The 17,377-nt window shown below is 62.8% G+C and carries 13 protein-coding genes; 9 read left to right on the forward strand and 4 right to left on the reverse strand.

The window, feature by feature from the left end; all coding sequences use genetic code 11:
• Positions 1 to 12 precede the first annotated feature (12 nt).
• The 8 genes from hisB to hisIE all read left to right on the forward strand — a co-directional run bounded on the left by hisB (position 13) and on the right by hisIE (position 11,484).
• Positions 13 to 1,143 carry a bifunctional histidinol-phosphatase/imidazoleglycerol-phosphate dehydratase HisB gene (hisB, locus tag ACB033_RS08400; protein WP_017764447.1) on the forward strand — a complete coding sequence of 377 codons (1,131 nt, stop codon included), beginning with the start codon at positions 13 to 15 and terminating at the stop codon, positions 1,141 to 1,143.
• Positions 1,143 to 1,772 carry an imidazole glycerol phosphate synthase subunit HisH gene (hisH, locus tag ACB033_RS08405; protein WP_043171375.1) on the forward strand — a complete coding sequence of 210 codons (630 nt, stop codon included), beginning with the start codon at positions 1,143 to 1,145 and terminating at the stop codon, positions 1,770 to 1,772. The genes hisB and hisH overlap by 1 nt, the downstream gene beginning before the upstream one ends.
• A gap of 5 nt (positions 1,773 to 1,777) precedes the next feature.
• On the forward strand, positions 1,778 to 2,527 hold the full coding sequence (hisA, locus tag ACB033_RS08410) for a 1-(5-phosphoribosyl)-5-[(5-phosphoribosylamino)methylideneamino]imidazole-4-carboxamide isomerase (RefSeq protein ID WP_371140452.1): 750 nt from the start codon (positions 1,778 to 1,780) through the stop codon (positions 2,525 to 2,527).
• A 151-nt stretch (positions 2,528 to 2,678) separates the two neighbouring features.
• A complete protein-coding gene (locus ACB033_RS08415; RefSeq protein ID WP_010633932.1) occupies positions 2,679 to 3,788 on the forward strand; it encodes a two-component system response regulator in 1,110 nt (369 codons plus the stop codon).
• Entirely contained in the window at positions 3,781 to 5,934 is a 2,154-nt protein-coding gene (locus tag ACB033_RS08420; protein ID WP_371140453.1) for a PAS domain S-box protein, read from the forward strand. The genes ACB033_RS08415 and ACB033_RS08420 overlap by 8 nt, the downstream gene beginning before the upstream one ends.
• Complete coding sequence (locus tag ACB033_RS08425; protein WP_371140454.1) at positions 5,931 to 9,902, forward strand: PAS domain S-box protein; 3,972 nt, start codon at positions 5,931 to 5,933, stop codon at positions 9,900 to 9,902. The genes ACB033_RS08420 and ACB033_RS08425 overlap by 4 nt, the downstream gene beginning before the upstream one ends.
• A 180-nt stretch (positions 9,903 to 10,082) precedes the next feature.
• Entirely contained in the window at positions 10,083 to 10,856 is a 774-nt protein-coding gene (gene hisF, locus ACB033_RS08430) for an imidazole glycerol phosphate synthase subunit HisF (protein ID WP_011706044.1), read from the forward strand.
• Positions 10,849 to 11,484 (forward strand): bifunctional phosphoribosyl-AMP cyclohydrolase/phosphoribosyl-ATP diphosphatase HisIE, encoded by a 636-nt coding sequence (gene hisIE, locus ACB033_RS08435; RefSeq protein ID WP_139725552.1) that lies wholly within the window; start codon positions 10,849 to 10,851, stop codon positions 11,482 to 11,484. The genes hisF and hisIE overlap by 8 nt, the downstream gene beginning before the upstream one ends.
• Before the next feature lie 91 nt (positions 11,485 to 11,575).
• On the opposite strand, the gene ACB033_RS08440 is transcribed toward hisIE, so the two are convergent.
• The 3 genes from ACB033_RS08440 to ACB033_RS08450 all read right to left on the reverse strand — a co-directional run bounded on the left by ACB033_RS08440 (position 11,576) and on the right by ACB033_RS08450 (position 14,477).
• On the reverse strand, positions 11,576 to 11,896 hold the full coding sequence (locus ACB033_RS08440; protein WP_005301101.1) for a hypothetical protein: 321 nt from the start codon (positions 11,894 to 11,896) through the stop codon (positions 11,576 to 11,578).
• A 66-nt stretch (positions 11,897 to 11,962) separates the two neighbouring features.
• Positions 11,963 to 12,661 (reverse strand): YafY family protein, encoded by a 699-nt coding sequence (locus ACB033_RS08445; RefSeq protein WP_193557970.1) that lies wholly within the window; start codon positions 12,659 to 12,661, stop codon positions 11,963 to 11,965.
• Between the two features lie 193 nt (positions 12,662 to 12,854).
• Entirely contained in the window at positions 12,855 to 14,477 is a 1,623-nt protein-coding gene (locus ACB033_RS08450; RefSeq protein WP_139725554.1) for an acyl-CoA synthetase, read from the reverse strand.
• A gap of 635 nt (positions 14,478 to 15,112) precedes the next feature.
• Between ACB033_RS08450 and ACB033_RS08455 the strand changes: the two genes are divergently transcribed.
• Positions 15,113 to 16,639: a YfcC family protein gene (locus ACB033_RS08455; protein ID WP_139725555.1), complete on the forward strand. Its 1,527-nt coding sequence runs from the start codon at positions 15,113 to 15,115 to the stop codon at positions 16,637 to 16,639.
• A gap of 49 nt (positions 16,640 to 16,688) precedes the next feature.
• Here the strand turns inward: ACB033_RS08455 and ACB033_RS08460 are convergent, their stop codons facing one another.
• Entirely contained in the window at positions 16,689 to 16,877 is a 189-nt protein-coding gene (locus ACB033_RS08460; protein WP_139725556.1) for a hypothetical protein, read from the reverse strand.
• Positions 16,878 to 17,377: the final 500 nt, after the last annotated feature.

Raw genomic sequence — 17,377 nt, forward strand, 5'->3', positions numbered from 1 at the left:
AAGGATGTAGCGATGAAGACCCCGTTTTTGTTTATCGACCGCGACGGCACCCTGATTGAAGAGCCGGTGACCGACAAGCAGGTGGACAGCCTCGCCAAGCTGCGCTTCGAACCCATGGTGATCCCGGTACTGCGCGAGCTGCAGGCCGCCGGTTACGTGCTGGTGATGGTGACCAACCAGGATGGGCTGGGCACCGCCAGCCTGCCGCTGGAGAACTTCCAGCCGCCCCACGATCTGATGATGCACCTGTTCGAATCGCAAGGAGTGAGCTGGGAAAAGGTGCTGATCTGCCCTCACTTCCCCACCGACGGCTGCAGCTGCCGCAAACCCCACCTCGGCCTGGTGAAGGAGTATCTCGCCTCGGGTCGCATCGACTTTGCCAACTCCTTCGTGATTGGTGACAGACAGACCGATCTGCAGCTTGCCGAGAACATGGGCATTGGCGGTATTCGCTACCACCCGCAAGATCACGACTGGCTCGCCATTCGTGATCAGCTGCTCTCCAAAGGACGAGTTGCCGAGGTGGAGCGCTATACCAAGGAGACCCGCATCCAGGTGGCAGTGGATTTAGACAAGAGCGGCGGCAACCAGATTGAAACCGGCATCGGCTTTTTTGATCACATGCTGGATCAGATAGCGACCCACGCCGGTTTCAGGCTCAAGCTCAAGGTGAGCGGCGATCTGCACATCGACGATCACCACACGGTGGAAGATGTCGGCCTCGCCCTCGGTCAGGCCCTGCGCCAGGCCCTTGGCAACAAGCGCGGCATCGGCCGCTTCGGCTTCGTGCTGGCGATGGACGAGGTACAGGCGGTGATCGATGGCCGCCCGCGTGCGGATGAAGAGACCCCGCTCACCGAGCAGGAGGTGGCCACCGCGCTGGATTTGAGCGGCCGCCCCTACTTCGTGTTCGACTGCCCGAGCGGTTTTGGCCGCGACAACGTGGGCGAGATGGCCACCGAAATGGTGCCCCACTTCTTCCGCTCACTTTCTGATGCCATGGCCATCACATTGCAGATGAAGGTGGGCAGCGGCAACACCCACCATCAGGTGGAGGCGCTGTTCAAGGGCTTTGGCCGTGCCCTGCGCCAGGCCATTCGGGTGGAAGGGAGCGAACTCCCCTCCAGCAAGGGGGTGCTGTGATGGATGTGAGCAAACAGAAGCTGGTCATCATCGATACGGGGTGTGCCAATCTGGCCTCGGTCAGGATGGCGTTCGAGCGCCTCGGCGCGGCGCCTCGAGTCTCCCGCGAGGCGGCCGACATTGAAGCGGCCGACAAGCTGATCCTGCCCGGGGTCGGCACCGCCGTGGCCGCCATGAAGAACCTCAACGAGCGCAATCTGGTGCCCCTTATTCGTGCCGCCAAACAGCCGCTGCTGGGCTTTTGCCTCGGCATGCAGATGCTGGCGGAGGCCTCCGAAGAGATCATGAGTGAGGGCGAAGACAAGGGCGGGCTGATCGACTGCCTTGGCATAGTCCCTGGCAAGATCCGGCTGATGGAGGTGGGCAACCTGCGCCTGCCTCACATGGGCTGGAATCAGGTGGAGCACGACGAGAGCCACCCGCTGCTGAAGGGCATTCCAAGCGGCAGCTACTTCTACTTCGTCCACTCCTATGCCCTGGAGGTGACCGACGCCACCATCGCCACCTGCGACTACGGCCAGCCGTTTACCGCCATCGTCGGTCGTGACAACTTCTTTGGCGCCCAATTCCACCCGGAGCGCTCCGGCGCGGCCGGAGCCCGCCTACTGCAAAACTTTTTGGAGCTGTAACAAGGATGATTATCCCAGCCATTGATCTGATTAACGGCCAAGTCGTGAGGCTCTATCAGGGCGACTACGGCCAGAAGACCGCCTACAGCGACAGCCCGCAGGCCCGTTTCGATGAATATGTCTCCCAGGGGGCGGTGCAGCTGCACCTGGTGGATCTGGACGGTGCCAAGGACGCCAGAGCGCGCCAGCTCCCCCTCATCGCCCAGCTGCTGTCGGCGACCGAGGCGCCGGTGCAGGTAGGGGGCGGTGTGCGTAGCGAGCAGGATGTGGCGGATCTGCTGGCCGCCGGCGCCAGCCGGGTGGTGATCGGCTCTACCGCCGTCAAATCGCCGGATCTGGTGGCCAGCTGGATGGAGAAGTACGGCCCCGAGCGCATCGTGCTGGCGCTGGACGTCAATATCGACACCCAGGGCAACCGTCACATCGCGGTGGCCGGCTGGCAGGAGAATAGCGGGGTGACCATAGAGGCGTTGATCGAGCGCTTCCTGCCCGCCGGGCTCAAGCACGTGCTCTGCACCGACATCAGCCGTGACGGCACCCTGGCCGGTACCAACGTCGAGCTCTACCGGGATCTCTGCGCCTGCTACCCGAGCGTCGGTTTCCAGGCCTCCGGCGGCATTGGCGGCATCGAGGATATCGAGGCGCTCAAGGGCTCCGGGGTCAAGGGGATCATCCTCGGTCGCGCCCTGCTGGAGGGCAAGTTCTCGGTGGGGGACGCCATCGCCTGCTGGGGCAGCCACGGCAGCGCCGGCTGATCCCGCCACAGCAGACAACCTCCTGACGTTGACTGGTGAAGGCCCGCCTGCCGGGCCCTCTCCAGCAAGGGGTAAATCGGGGTAAGTCCTTATTACTTGGTAACAATTGACTCTATACTCGAACTCACTGAGACAACGTCACGGAGGATCTATGTTTACATCTCACTCCGCCACCATCCTGATTGTCGACGATTCCCCCGAGAATCTGATGGTGCTGACCGACCTGCTCTCCTCCACCTACCGGGTGCTCGCGGCCCAGAGCGGAGAGAAGTGCCTGCGCATCGCTACCGGCAAGATCACACCGGACCTCATTCTGCTGGATGTGATGATGCCTGGCATGGACGGCTACGAGGTGCTCAAGCAGCTGCGTCTCAACGGGCAAACCAGCCGCATCCCGGTCGTGTTGCTCACCGCCCTCGCCGACCCCCAGAGCGAAGAGTACGGCCTGTCGCTGGGAGCCGCCGACTACATCACCAAACCCATCAAACCCGCCATCGTCCAGGCCAGGGTGCGCACCCAGCTGGAGGCCAAGCAGGCCCGTGACGGTCTGCAAAACCAGAATGCCGCGCTGGAGGCCGAAGTGGCACGGCGCATGGCGGAAAATGATCTGACCCAGCAGGTCTCCATCCGCGCCCTCGCCCATCTGGCGGAGATCCGCGATCCCGAAACCGGCAATCACATCCTGCGCACCCAGGGCTATGTCAGACAACTGGCCAGCGCGCTGTCGACCCATCCCCGCTTTGCCGAGACCCTGACCCCCCGCTACATCGACCTGCTGAGCCGCTCGGCCCCGCTGCACGACATCGGCAAGGTGGGCATACCGGATCAGATCCTGCTAAAACCGGGCAAGCTGACGCCCGAGGAGTGGCAGATCATGCGCACCCACGCCAAGCTCGGCAGCGATGCCATCGAGGAGGCAGAACGGGACATCGATCAGCCACTGGTATTTCTCACCCTGGCCAAGGAGATCGCCCACTGGCACCACGAGAAGTGGGACGGCAGCGGCTATCCGGACGGTCTGAAGGGAGACGCCATTCCACTCTCGGCCCGCTTGATGGCATTGGCGGATGTGTTCGACGCCCTCATCAACGTGCGGGTCTACAAGGCGGCCATGCCCTATGACGAGGCGCGCGCCCTGATCCTCTCCGGCAGCGGCCAGCATTTCGACCCGGACGTGGTGACCGCCTTTGACAGCCACTTCGACGAGTTCATCGCCATCGCCGAGCGCTACAAGGACGACAACGAGGTCCCTCATGGCTGAACGGCCGCCCTTGACCCGGGCCCATGTACTCAATGTGGTGCTCACCTATGCCGCCGTGGCGAGCCTGTGGATCCTGCTCTCCGACAAGGCGGTGGAGTGGCTGTTCAGCACCCCGGCGCAGTTCGCACTGGCCAGTACCATCAAGGGGTGGCTGTTCATTGTCATCACCGCCACCCTGCTCTACGCCATGCTGCGCCGGCGCATCGATCAGCCCACCGTCAGCAGCACGCCATCAAGGCGCCAACTGCTTCCCTTCGTGCTGTTCAATGGCCTCATCATTGCCCTGACCGCCATGGCCATCGCCCAGAACATCAATCTGACCCAGGACAAGGAGGCGACCCGGCTCGAGACCATTGCCGACCTTAAAGGCAAGCGCATCACCGAGTGGCTCAACTCCCGCGAATTCGACGCCCACATCCTGCTCGAAAACCCGCTCTATGGCGCCCTCTATCGCGAAGCCCAGACCAGCCATGCCGGCCAGGCCGACCTGATGGCCAGACTCGATGAGTTTCTCTCCATCCGCCGTTTCAGCGCCGCCACCGTGCTGGCGCCGGGTGGCGAGGTGCTGTGGCAGACGCAGGGGGCCAGCGGGCTCAACCGCGCGCTGCGCAATGTCCTGGCCAGTGTCAGCGCCGGGCGTATCACCCGGGTGGGCCCCTACCTGGACGAGCAAGGGCATGCCCGGCTCGATTTCATCGCTCCCCTGCCGGTGACCGACGGCAAGCCCCCCCTGATCGTGCTGCAGATCAGCAGCAGCGATCCCCTCAACAGCATTCTCAAGACCTGGCCGGTACCGGACAGCAGCGGGGAGGCTTTGCTGTTTCGCCGCAACGGCGAGCAGATCCAGTTCATCAATGACGTCCGCTATCGTCCGGACTCGGCCCTCAGCCTGCAGTTGCCGGCCAGCAGCAAGGAGCTGCTGGCGGCCCAGTACCTGCGCCATGATCACGACGCCCAGGACAAAGCGATCTTCTTTGGCCGGGACTATCGCAACGTGCCGGTGTTTGGCACCGCCCGTCCGGTGCTGGGCACCGACTGGTACCTGCTGGCCAAGATAGACGAGGCGGAGCTCAACCGCGCGGTATTGAAAGAGAGCATCTGGATCGGGCTCATCGGCCTGCTTGCCCTCTTCATTACCAATGCGGGCATAGTACTGCTGCGCCAGCACACCCGGCTGCAGATGGCCGAGCAGGTTCGCCAGTCCCAGGCCGGCCGGCTGCAGGCGCTGCAACTGCTCTCCGCCATCGCCGACAGCTCGGAAGACGCCATCTTCGCCAAGGATCTGGAGGGCAAATACATTCTGTTCAACCGCGCCGCCAGCCAGTTTGTCGGCAAGTCGGCCAGCGAGATGCTGGGCCAGGATGACACGGCCATCTTTCCCCCCGATCAGGCGCGCATGCTGATGGAGATTGGCCGCCAGGTGATTGCCAGCAACCGGGTGCAGACCCAGGAGGAGTTTCTGACCCTGCCAGGCGGCGAGCGGGTGTTTCTCGCCACCAAGGGGCCGCTGCAGGGCAGCGATGGCGAGGTGATCGGTATCTTTGGCATCTCCCGCGACATCACCGACTTCAAGCGAGCCGAGGCGGGCCTGCGCGAGCGTGAAGGATTGTTCCGCGCCCTGGTGGAGCAATCCCTGGCCGGCATCTACATCATCCAGCAGGGTCAACTCTGCTACATCAACCCCGGTTTTGCCCGCCTGTTCGGCTACGGCTCGACCGCGGCGCTGCTGAAGATTGGCTCCCTGCCTGCCCTGGCCAGTGCCAAGGACAGCGCCAGAGTGGCCGAACAGTTGCAGCGCTGCGAGCAGGAAGACAGCGAGATCCACACCCGCTTCACCGCCCTGCATCACGATCACCAGAACATCGAGATGGAGCTGTACGGCCGGCGCGTCGACTACCGTGGCCAGCCCGCCGTGCTCGGCCTCTTGCTGGACATCACGGAGCGGGAGCAGGTCGAACAGGCCCTGACCCGTCAGGCGAGCGAACTGCGCCAGCAAAACAACGAGCTGGAGCGGTTCAACAAGGTGATGGTGGACAGAGAGCTCGCCATGCTGGCCCTCAAGCACAAGATCAATGAGTTGTCGCTCCAGCTCGGAGAGCAGCCCCCCTACCCGCAGGCCCCCACTCCGCCGGAAGAGTCCCTATGATGAACTGGTCTTCGCTGTGGCATATGCGCCCCACCAAACAGCGCTGGAGCGTCTGCCTGCTGGCACTGCTGCTGCCCGTCCTGATGCTGCAGATCCGGGTCCAGCTGCCCATCGCCTTTGGCGAGCGCCCTCTGCTGGTGCTGTTCATGCTGCCCATCATCGTCTGTGCCCTGCTGGGCGGCCTGCTGCCCGGTCTGCTCTGCACCCTGATGAGCGGCCTGCTCACGGCCTACTTCGTGTTGCTCCCGGTCCACGAGCTGCGCATCGGCTCCGGCCAGGATCTGGTGCAGTGGGGCATTCTGGAGGTCAACGGCATCCTCATCAGCCTGCTGAGCGCCGCGGTGCACCACTCCCGCAGCCGGGAGACCCAGCGTTGGCAAGAGCTGGCCAGCATCCAGTCCCGTCTGCAACAGAGTGAAACCCGCTTCCAGGCCACCTTCGAACAGGCTGCGGTCGGCATTGCTCTGGTCGCCCCCGACGGCAAGTGGCTTCGGGTCAACCAGCGGCTGTGCGACATGGTGGGCTACCAGGCCGACGAGCTGATGGGAATGACCTTTCAGCAGATCACCCACCCGGACGATCTCTTCATCGACCAGACCTATGTGACCCAGATGCTGGCCGGCGAACGCCAGCAGTACACCCTGGAGAAGCGCTACCTGCGCAAGGGAGGCGAGATCCTCTGGATCACCCTGACGGTGGCACTGGTCAAAAACCTCAAGGGGGAGCCCGACTACTTTATCTCGGTGATCGAGGACAACCAGCAACGCAAGGAGGCGGAGGAGGCCCTGCGCCGCAACGAGGGGATCCTGCGTGAATCCCAGCACCTGGCCAAGATCGGCAACTGGCGCTGGCACATCGCCGATGACAGCCACTTCTGGTCGCCGGAGATCTACCGCATCTATGGCCGCGATCCCTCCCTGCCCCCCGCCATCTATCCCGAAGTGAAGAAGTATTTCACCCAGGAGGGGTGGCGAACCATCGCCCAGTCGGTCGAGCGCTGCCTGCAGGATGGCCTGCCCTACGAGTGCGATGCCGAGGTGTATCACGAACATGGCGACCCCGCCTGGATCATCGCCCGGGGGGCGGCGCTTCGAGACAGCGAGGGGACCATAGTCGAGCTTTATGGCACGGTACAGGACATCACGGAGCGCAAACTGGCAGAGCAGCAGTTGCTGCACAACCAGCAGGTGGCCCTCGATACCCAGCGCCGCGCCAGGCTGGCGGCGCTCAATCTGATGGATGACGCCATCAGCGCCCGCATCCGCGCCGAGACCACCAGCAGCGCCCTGCGCGAGAGTGAACAACGGTTGCTGCTGGCCCAGGAGGGGGCGCACATCGGGATCTGGGAGTGGAACATCCAGAGTGGTCGCCTCTACTTCTCCCCCGAGTGCGCCCGCCTCTATGGCCGCAGCGCCGAGCAGCTCGGCGAGATCCACACCTGGCAGCGCTGCCTGCACCCGGACGACAAGCCACGCATCGACAAGCTGCTGGCAGACCTCCCCGCCGGCGGCAAGCCGGTCGAACTCGAGTTCCGGATCCTGCTGCCCAATGGCGAGGTGCGCTGGCTCAGCAGCAAGGGCAGCGTCTATCGGGATGCCCAGCAGCGCCCGCTGCGCCTGCTCGGCATCCATCTGGACATCACGGAGCGCAAACTGGCAGAGCAGCAGCTGCGCCAGCTGTCGCTCGCGCTGGAGCAGAGCCCGGACGGCGTCTTCATCACCGATACCCAGGCCCGCATCGAGTATGTCAACGTCGCCTTCCTGACCACCAGCGGCTACCAGCAGAGCGAAGTGATCGGCCAGACCCCGACCCTGCTGCGCTCCGGCCTCACCCCCAGGGCCACCTATATCGCCCTGTGGGACGCCATCAAGCGCGGCCAGCGCTGGCACGGCGAGTTCATCAACAAACGCAAGGACGGCTCCCACTACCATGTGCTGGCCACCGTCTCCCCCATCCGCCAGGAGAACGGGGTCGTGACCCACTACGTGACGGTACAGGCCGACATCACCGAGAAGAAGCAGCTCGGCGAGGAGCTGGATCAATACCGCTATCATCTGGAGGAGATGGTTGACGAGCGCACCCTGCAACTGGCCCAGGCCCACCAGCGGGCGGAGAGCGCCAACCGCGCCAAGAGCGCGTTTCTGGCCAACATGAGCCACGAGATCCGCACCCCCATGAACGCCATTCTGGGGCTCACCTATTTGCTCAAACGCGACACGCCGGATCACACCCAGCAGGAGCGACTGGAGAAGATCGACAACGCCGCCCAGCACCTGCTCACCATCATCAACGACATTCTCGATCTCTCCAAAATCGATGCCGGCAAGATGGCGCTGGAGCAGAGCGACTTCTCCCTCACCGCCATGCTGGACAACGTCAGCGCCCTGATGAGCGAGCAGGCCCGCGCCAAGGGGCTCACCATCATAGTCGACATCGGCGACACCCCGGCCTGGGTGCACGGCGACATCACCCGTCTGCGCCAGGCGCTGCTCAACTACACGGCCAACGCCATCAAGTTCACCGAACAGGGCTCGGTCACCCTGCGGGTACGACCGGAGCGCCAGCTTGGCAGCGACTATCTGCTGCGCTTCGAGGTGGAGGACACCGGCATCGGCATCAGCCCGGAACAGACCGAGAAGCTGTTCCAGGCCTTCGAACAGGCGGACGTCTCCACCACCCGCAAATATGGCGGCACCGGGCTGGGGCTCGCCATCACCAGCCGGCTCGCCACCCTGATGGGCGGGGATGTGGGGGTCAGCAGCACCCTTGGCAAGGGCAGCTGCTTCTGGTTTACCGCCCGCCTGTCGGCAGGCCAGGGCGAGCCGCAACAGCCCGCCCGGCTGGAGCAGACGGTGCAGCAGGCCCTCTTTTTCGCCAACCACGCCAGGGTGCTGCTGGTGGAGGACAACGCCATCAACCGCGAGGTGGTGCTGGAATTGCTCGGCAACAGCGGCCTGGTCATAGAGACGGCGGTGAACGGCCAGGAGGCGCTGGCGCGCGTCAGTCTGCACCCCTTCGATCTCATCCTGATGGACATACAGATGCCGCTGATGGATGGCTACAGCGCCACCCGCGCCATCCGGGCACTGCCGGGTTGGGATAAGGTGCCCATTCTGGCGCTTACCGCCAGTGCCTTCGAAGAGGACAGAAGGGCCTGCGAGTCCGCCGGCATGAACGACTTTATCGCCAAACCGGTCACCCCGACCCGCCTGTTTGCAGCGCTGCAACAGTGGCTGCCCAACAGCTCAGCCGCCAAACCTGGTTATCAGCGCCGGGCCAACGATCTGCTGATCGGCCCCCTCGCCCGCCTGCAAGGGGTGCCCGGGCTCGACCTGCAACAGGGGCTGGCGGTGTTGCAGGGCAACCAGAACAAGTACGTGACCCTGCTGCGCCACTTCGCCAGCGAACACAGTCTGGACATGCAGCAGCTGGCCGCTCAGCTGCAAACCGGTGACAAGCCCGCTGCCACCCGGCTGGTGCACACCCTGCGCGGGGTGGCCAGCACCCTGGGGCTGGTCGAACTGGCCGCGCTCTGTCAGCAGCTGGAGCAGGCCCTTGCCAAAGGGAACCCGGCCACGGCCGAGCTGATGATGCCCATCGAGCGCCACCTCTCTGAGCTGCTCAACCTGCTGGGAGAGGAGGAGCGCCTGGTCCCCGCCACCTCGGCCCCCCTTGGCGGCCAGTGGCAACAACCGCTGCTGCGTCAGATGGAAGAGCTGCTGCTGCAAAGCGACACCGCCGTGCTGCCGCTGTTCGAGCAGTATGCCGCCCCCCTGATGCTCACGCTGGGCGCCCGGGGCGAGACGCTGGCACGCCAGCTCAAGGTGTTCGACTTTGATGGGGCCCTGCTCACTCTGCGGGCACTGCTGGCAACGGATGATGCTCATGGGGAACTACTGGCACGCCAGCCCGATGGCAGCAAGGGATCCCAGGGAGCCAACAGGGCGGATAAAGGGTTGAATCACTGAATAAAGTCGTGCATATAGTGGTGTTCCCCCGCGTGAAAACACCGTCCGGATCCGGTCTTTTTTCCCGTACAGGAACCCGCTGTTAAAGCATGCCATTGACATTTTTTCACTCGCCACCGGGCTCTCGGGCCCGTAGGCAACAACGTTAGTTTTAACAGTGCTTTACATGGAGCAACGAGCATGTTGTCAAAGCGTATTATCCCCTGTCTCGACGTCAAAGATGGCGTGGTGGTCAAGGGAGTGCAGTTTCGTAATCACGAGGTGATGGGTGGCATCGTCGAGCTGGCCCGCCGCTACGCCAGCGAGGGGGCCGACGAGCTGGTGTTTTACGACATCACCGCCTCGAGCGATGAGCGGGTGGTGGACAAGAGCTGGGTGAGCCGGGTGGCCGAGGTCATCGACATCCCCTTCTGCGTCGCCGGTGGCATCAAGAGTGTCGAGGATGCCCGCCAGATCCTGGAATTCGGGGCCGACAAGGTCTCCATCAACTCGCCGGCACTGGCCGATCCCACCCTCATCACCCGCCTGGCCGAGCGCTTCGGCGTGCAGTGCGTGGTGGTGGGCATCGACTCCTATTTTGATGCGCAAAGCGGTCACTATCAGGTCAAGCAGTTTACCGGCGACGAGAGCCGCACCCGCACCACCGCCTGGCATACCCTCGACTGGGTCGAGGAGGCGCAAAAGCGTGGCGCCGGTGAAATCGTGCTGAACGTGATGAACCAGGACGGCATGCGCCAGGGCTATGATCTCGAGCAGCTCAAGCTGGTGCGCGCCGTCTGCAAGGTGCCGCTCATCGCCTCCGGCGGCGCCGGTGCCATGGAGCACTTTCGCGATGCCTTCACCCTCGCCGACGTGGACGGGGCGCTGGCCGCCTCCGTGTTCCACAAAGGCCTTATCCCCATTCCCGAACTGAAACGCTGGCTGAAAACCGAAGGAGTCGCCATCCGTGAATAATCAAGCAGTAAACAACGACGCATCGCTGGCTGAGCGCCTGGACTGGGCGAAATGTGACGGCATGATCCCCGCCATCGTCCAGCATACCGCCAGCGGCGAGGTGCTGATGCAGGGATTCATGACCCGGGAAGCCCTGGATAAAACCCTGGCGACTGGCCAGGTCACCTTCTTCAGCCGCAGCAAGCAGCGCCTCTGGACCAAGGGGGAGAGCTCGGGCCATGTGCTCCAGCTGGTCGCCATCACTACCGACTGCGATCAGGACTCCCTGCTGATCGCCGCCAACCCCGTCGGCCCCACCTGCCATCTGGGCAATCCCTCCTGCTTCGACGGCCACCCCGTGCCACCGCTCGGCTTCCTGGCCGAGCTCGAGCAGATCCTGGCCGCACGCAAAGGCGCGGATCCGGCCACCAGCTACACCGCCAGCCTCTATGGCAAGGGCACCAAGCGCATCGCCCAGAAGGTGGGTGAAGAGGGTGTCGAAGTGGCGCTGGCCGCCATGGCCAAGGATCGGCAGGAACTTATCAACGAATCCGCCGATCTGCTCTACCACCTGACCGTCTTGCTGCAAAACGAGGGACTGGGTTTGAAGGATGTGGTGCAGCGGCTTTATGAGCGCCACACCAAGTGATGACCAGCCGGTGAAGCACAAACGGGCCCTGATGGGCCCGTTTCATTTAATGGCCAGCACCGGCACGAGAGCCGGCAGGCCGCACACTCTTTCAGCCGATACGGGTCCAAAAGCTCATGTTCACCGAATCAGGATCCAGCAGAGTCAGGTACTCCCCTGCCACGGCATTGTGCAACCACTGCTGGCAATAGGCTTCGACCAGTGACTGGCTGGGGGCCATCACCAGATCGGCATAGATACCGTCGGCGCCGCGCAGCAGGCAGTGCACAATGAGCTCGGACTGCTGGACAAGAAATTCGGACTCGACCCTGTGTGCCAGGGCGAGCAAATCCGCCTCCGTCACCCCTTCCCTGAGTCTGAAAGTGGCAAACTCGACGCCCCCTGCCCCTTGCATGTCGCCCTTGATGATCATCTTGTTCTCTCCGTTGTGGATGGTCTGGAGAAAACAGCATAACGAAGGGCTACTGACAGCCTTGTGTCAGTCCTGAATTGCCGTTTCGGCACCACTGCGCGCATGAGTGAACTCGTCCGACTGCCGCAGGGCGAGGTAATCGGCCAGGGTCACTCCAGGGGGCGCCCCTTCTCCCTGACGGCACAGTGCCAGGGTATCGATGCGATCCACTCTGAAATCCCGGTAGGCCTGACGCAGCGCACACCAGGCGCCGAGCGTCCAGCATCCGCCCCAGTAAAAGAGTCCGAGGGGATAGATGTGGCGGCCCGTCTTGCAGGCTTTGGCATCCTGATAACCTATTTCCAGCCAGCGGCCGGCGGTGATGGCCTCGTGCAACTGATCCCAGCGGGCGTATACCGGATGCGCCGTGCGATAGTCCGGTACCCGCACCACGGGGTCGCGGTCCGCCTGAATGCCCTGAGCCGGCAAAGCGGCCTCTATCTTGGCGAGCAGGGCCCGGGCCGGATCGGCCATCCCCTTGCCGGTCAGTACCGCCACCAGGTTCACCCCGGTGATAAGGGCCTCCAGCTCGGCTGCGCTCAACTGCAAGGGGGCCATCTCGAACCCCTCACTCAGCCGATAGCCCAGCCCGGCTTCACCATAAACGGGAATGCCAGCCAGAGAGAGATCGTCCATATAGCGGTAGATGGTGCGCTCCGAGACACACAGGCGCGTTGCCAGCTCGCGGGCGGTCAGAGGCTGGTGAGCCCGCAGCAGGTTGGTCAATTGAAACAGTCGATCCGATTTTCTCACGGACATCCTCAGGCTGGCAGGAGATGACAGGCATAGTAAGCCGGGACCGGCCCGAAAGGCACGTATTGTTGGCTGGCAACCGCTACCGGCGAGGCCTTGCTTCCTGCATCTCGTAAAGCAAAACGGGCCCGCAGGCCCGTTGATTGACTTGGCGCTCTCGTCAGAGTCACCCGAGCTGCTGGCGCAGCATAAATTTCTGCACCTTGCCGGTGGAGGTTTTCGGCAGCGGGGTGAAGATGATCCGCTTGGGGGCCTTGAAATGGGCCATCTGCTCGCGGCAAAACGCAATGAGTTCGGCCTGGGTGAGTTCACGCCCCTCCTTGAGCTTGACGAAGGCGCAGGGCACCTCCCCCCACTTCTCGTCCGGCATGGCGATCACCGCCACCTCGTCCACATCGGGGTGGCGATAGAGCACGTCCTCCACCTCCAGACTGGAGATGTTCTCCCCGCCCGAGATGATGATGTCCTTGGATCTGTCCTTGATCTCCACATAACCGTCCGGGTGCCACACCGCCAGATCGCCGCTTCGAAACCACCCCTCCGCCATCGCCTCGGCGCTGGCGGAGGGGTTCTTGAGATAGCCCTTCATCACCACATTACCGCGCAGCACGATTTCGCCCATGGTCTTGCCATCCTGAGGGACAGCCTCGCCGCTGACCGGATTGATGACCCGCATCTCTCCCTGCAGCGGTGAGGCCACTCCCTGGCGTGCTTTCAGACGCGACAGCGTGGTGGCATCCTGCCCCTGCCAGCTTTTTTGCGGCTCGCACAGCACGCAGGGGCCATAGGTTTCGGTGAGGCCATAGACGTGGGTCACGGCGATCCCCATCGCCTCCATGCCGGCGATCACGGTGGCAGGGGGCGCCGCGCCTGCCGTCATCGCCTTGATGGGGTGGTCGAGCCCGCGTTTGAGGGCCGGATCGGCGTTGTTGAGCATGTTGAGTACGATGGGCGCGGCGCAAAAATGGGTCACCTTGTGCTCGTGCAGCGCCTCATAGATGGCCGCCGCCTGCACATGGCGCAGGCAGACGCTCACCCCGGCCGTCGCCGCCAGGGTCCAGGGGAAACACCAGCCGTTGCAGTGAAACATCGGCAGGGTCCAGAGATAGACGCTGTGCTTGGGCAGCTCCCAGGAGAGCACGTTGTTGACTGCATTGAGGTGGGCGCCGCGATGGTGATAGACCACCCCCTTGGGGTTGCCGGTGGTGCCGGAGGTGTAGTTAAGCGAGATCGCCTGCCACTCATCTTGCGGCAACCAGCCGGGCTCATCCCCGCTCCCCTCGGCAAGAAACCCCTCATAGGTGAGCTCGCTGACTAGCTCCCCTTCCCGATAGAGGGGATCGTCGATGGCGATGAGCAGCGGCGAGTGTTCAATCAATGCCAGCGCCTTGCGCACCACGGAGCCAAACTCCCGGTCCACCAGCACCACCTTGCTCTGGGCATGCTGGAAGATAAAGGCCATCGACTCGGCATCGAGCCGGGTGTTGATGGTGTTGAGCACGGCGCCGCTCATGGGCACCCCGAAGTGGGCCTCGAACATGGCCGGGGTATTGGGGGCGACGATGGAGACGGTATCCCCCTCGCCGATGCCATGGCGGCGAAGGGCCGAGGCCAACTGGCGGCAGCGTCGCTCGGTCTGGGCCCAGCTCTGGCGCAGGGGGCCGTGGATCAGCGCCGGATAGTCGGGATAGACCCGGGCGGCCCGTCCCAGAAAGCTGATGGGGGTCAGCGCCTCATAATTGGCGGGATTTTTTTCCAGATCGCGCTGATAGATGTTCTGCTCTGTCATCGGGTTCCTTCCTCGCAGGTAGCAAAAGCGGTGCGCTCCCGGGAGCGCCGGCAACCATCGTCTGGCGTCCTGCCAGAGGGTGCTCGTATCGGGGATCACAGCCTAGCGCGAGGCGATGGCCACAGGTATTAGCAAAACGTCTTAGAGGCGCTGCGCCGGCAACGCGAATCTGACTAAGCTGCATGCTGATGCCTGTTTTTTCAGCGACAAATATCGACGGCCAATATCCTCAGCATAAAACCCGGCAAATAATGAATATGCTGATGCTTGCATGCAAGCTGGTCATATCTGGTTGCAGGCTTGCCGATATCGATATATTTACAAACAATGCCAGCTGGATATTTATGGCATAAGCAAGCGCATCGGTTTATTGCCAATAAATTAATGACAGATTCCTCATGAAATATATTTTGTGACGGCATCCATAAAGCAGGCCCGCAGCGCTGTTCATGCTTCCCCTCGGCGGGTTATGGTTTCTTTGTGAAACAATCTACCGGATGTTCAATATCAGGCCAGATTTCTCGCCATACGATGCGCTACAACCAGTGAGTTTGCGCACTCTCGCTGCATGACGAAGGAACCCTATCGACCCGATATTCCGCCGAGCCCGAACCTGCTTTATCGAGGAGCATTCTATGTGTGCCGAGCCGAATACCCAGACCCGCAGACAATTTCCCACCGCGTTTACCATCTTGTTTTTGATCATGTTGTTGGCCATCGCCCTCACCTGGATAATTCCGGCGGGCGCCTATGCCAAGCTCTCTTATAATACCGCCAGCCATATGCTGACCATCAACACGCCGCAAGGGGAAACCCGGCGAGTGCCCGCCACTCAGGATGAGCTGACCAGACTCGATATCAATATCGGGGTGGAGCAGTTCGTCAACGGCACCATCCGCAAGCCCATCGCCATCCCCGGTACCTATGAGCGGCTGGCCCAGGCGCCGAAGGGGCTCTCCGACGTGGCAGTGAGCATGGTCAAGGGCACCATAGAGGGGGCCGACATCATCGTCTTCATCCTGGTGCTGGGGGGGCTTATCGGCGTCATCAACAAGACCGGCGCCTTCAATGCCGGACTGGTGGCGCTGTCGCGCAAGACCCGCGGCAACGAGTTTATGTTTGTGGCGCTGGTCTGCTTTGTGATGGCTCTGGGGGGCACCACCTGCGGACTGGAGGAGGAGGCGGTCGCCTTCTATCCCATCCTGGTGCCCATCTTTCTGGCGCTCGGCTATGACGCCATCGTCTGCGTGGGGGCCATCTTCCTTGCCGCCTCCATGGGCACCACCTTCTCCACCATCAACCCCTTCTCGGTGGTGATCGCCTCCAACGCCGCCGGCATTCCCTTTACCGAGGGGCTGAGCTTTCGCGCCGTCGGCTGTCTGGTGGGCACCCTGGTGGTGATCGGTTATCTCTACTGGTACTGCAAGAAGATCAAGGCCAACCCCGCCTTCTCCTACACCTATGAGGACAGAGAGAGCTTTCGGGCCCGCTTCCTGAAAGAGAGCTCCCTTGATGAAGGGGTCACCTTCACCCTGCGCCGCAAGATCATCCTGACCCTGTTCATCCTCGCCTTCCCCCTGATGGTGTGGGGCGTCTCCATGGCTGGCTGGTGGTTCCCGCAGATGGCGGCTTCCTTCCTTGCCGTCGCCATCGTCATCATCTTTATCTCCGGCCTCAAGGAGAAAGAGGCGGTCGAAGCCTTCACTCAGGGGGCGTCCGAGCTGGTGGCGGTCTCGCTCATCATCGGGCTGGCGCGGGGGGTCAACCTGGTGCTGGATCAGGGGATGATCTCGGACACCATTTTGGCCTATGCCTCCAGTCTGGTGGCCGGCATGCACGGCGCCGTGTTTGCGGTGGCCCAGATGCTGGTGTTCACCCTGTTGGGGCTGGTGGTGCCCTCCTCTTCGGGGCTGGCGGTGCTCTCCATGCCCATCATGGCGCCGCTGGCGGATACCGTGATGATCCCGCGCTATATCGTGGTGTCGGCCTACAACTGGGGGCAATACGCCATGCTGTTCCTGGCCCCCACCGGGCTGGTGCTGGTCACCCTGCAGATGCTCGGCATCCAGTTCAACCAGTGGGTCAGGTTCGTGCTGCCCATGGTGGGCTTCGTGCTGGGCTTCGGCGCCCTGATGCTGGTGGCGCAGGTGATGATGCTCTAGCCCCTGACCCCGGCGGGGTCAGGCTTAAACTGCGGCGCAGATCCGGAGCCTAGTGGCGCACCCTGTGCTGCTGGCGAAAACAGAAGAGCTTGAGGCTGATGTCGGCAAGGTCGGCGGGCAGCTCCTGCGCCGTCTCGCAGAGGGGTTGATAGAGGGAGTCCAGCAGCCGCTGGGCTTGTTCCCGGGTGATGATGCCGGCCTGCACGGCCGGTTGTATCCATATTGGCAGCATCGACATATGAACCCCCTTGCTGACCGGATGACCGCAGCCAATCTGGCCTGACTGCGGGTGGCGCCTGCCGGCTCACATTGCTGCGGGCCGCCAGAGACACGCGATTGATCCTCTCTGCCAACAGAGCAAGCATAATGCTTGCCGTGATCTGTTATCGGCCGCCAATCCTCCCCGCAACAGTGATTTATCAAGCGGTTGGCGTGCCCAGACTGGCCCTTGTTGACGACTAGGCCCCCCTTGTTTGCCACTGCGCCAGTCGGCAGCGGCAGAAGCTTGGCGCAAAATGGGAAAATAGGCCCAGCTGAATCGCAAAATGCCACTCGCAGATCACTTTTGCTGCCCTCAGCCGCCCTTTGTCGCCAAAGCCCGACACCTTTTTGACGAGACGCTTTTCGGTGCAGTCAGGGGCTGTCGTGCCCGCACGGGCTTTGCCTTGTGCCTCCTTGCCCTTGTGCCAAGATGAGCGCAAGCAAGAGACGCATCCCGTGATGCATTTGAGGAGAAGA

This window comes from Aeromonas sp. S15(2024), from assembly GCF_041402265.1.
In the GTDB taxonomy this organism is placed as follows: Bacteria; Pseudomonadota; Gammaproteobacteria; order Enterobacterales; family Aeromonadaceae; genus Aeromonas; species Aeromonas dhakensis.

Bases quoted from the DNA above. Each gene is read 5' to 3' on its own strand.
- ACB033_RS08460 (WP_139725556.1), bottom strand. From the start codon at position 16,877: ATGTCGATGCTGCCAATATGGATACAACCGGCCGTGCAGGCCGGCATC.
- ACB033_RS08420 (WP_371140453.1), top strand. From the start codon at position 3,781: ATGGCTGAACGGCCGCCCTTGACCCGGGCCCATGTACTCAATGTGGTG.
- hisH (WP_043171375.1), top strand. From the start codon at position 1,143: ATGGATGTGAGCAAACAGAAGCTGGTCATCATCGATACGGGGTGTGCC.
- ACB033_RS08415 (WP_010633932.1), top strand. From the start codon at position 2,679: ATGTTTACATCTCACTCCGCCACCATCCTGATTGTCGACGATTCCCCC.
- ACB033_RS08440 (WP_005301101.1), bottom strand. From the start codon at position 11,896: ATGATCATCAAGGGCGACATGCAAGGGGCAGGGGGCGTCGAGTTTGCC.
- ACB033_RS08425 (WP_371140454.1), top strand. From the start codon at position 5,931: ATGATGAACTGGTCTTCGCTGTGGCATATGCGCCCCACCAAACAGCGC.
- ACB033_RS08450 (WP_139725554.1), bottom strand. From the start codon at position 14,477: ATGACAGAGCAGAACATCTATCAGCGCGATCTGGAAAAAAATCCCGCC.
- hisB (WP_017764447.1), top strand. From the start codon at position 13: ATGAAGACCCCGTTTTTGTTTATCGACCGCGACGGCACCCTGATTGAA.
- hisA (WP_371140452.1), top strand. From the start codon at position 1,778: ATGATTATCCCAGCCATTGATCTGATTAACGGCCAAGTCGTGAGGCTC.
- ACB033_RS08455 (WP_139725555.1), top strand. From the start codon at position 15,113: ATGTGTGCCGAGCCGAATACCCAGACCCGCAGACAATTTCCCACCGCG.
- hisF (WP_011706044.1), top strand. From the start codon at position 10,083: ATGTTGTCAAAGCGTATTATCCCCTGTCTCGACGTCAAAGATGGCGTG.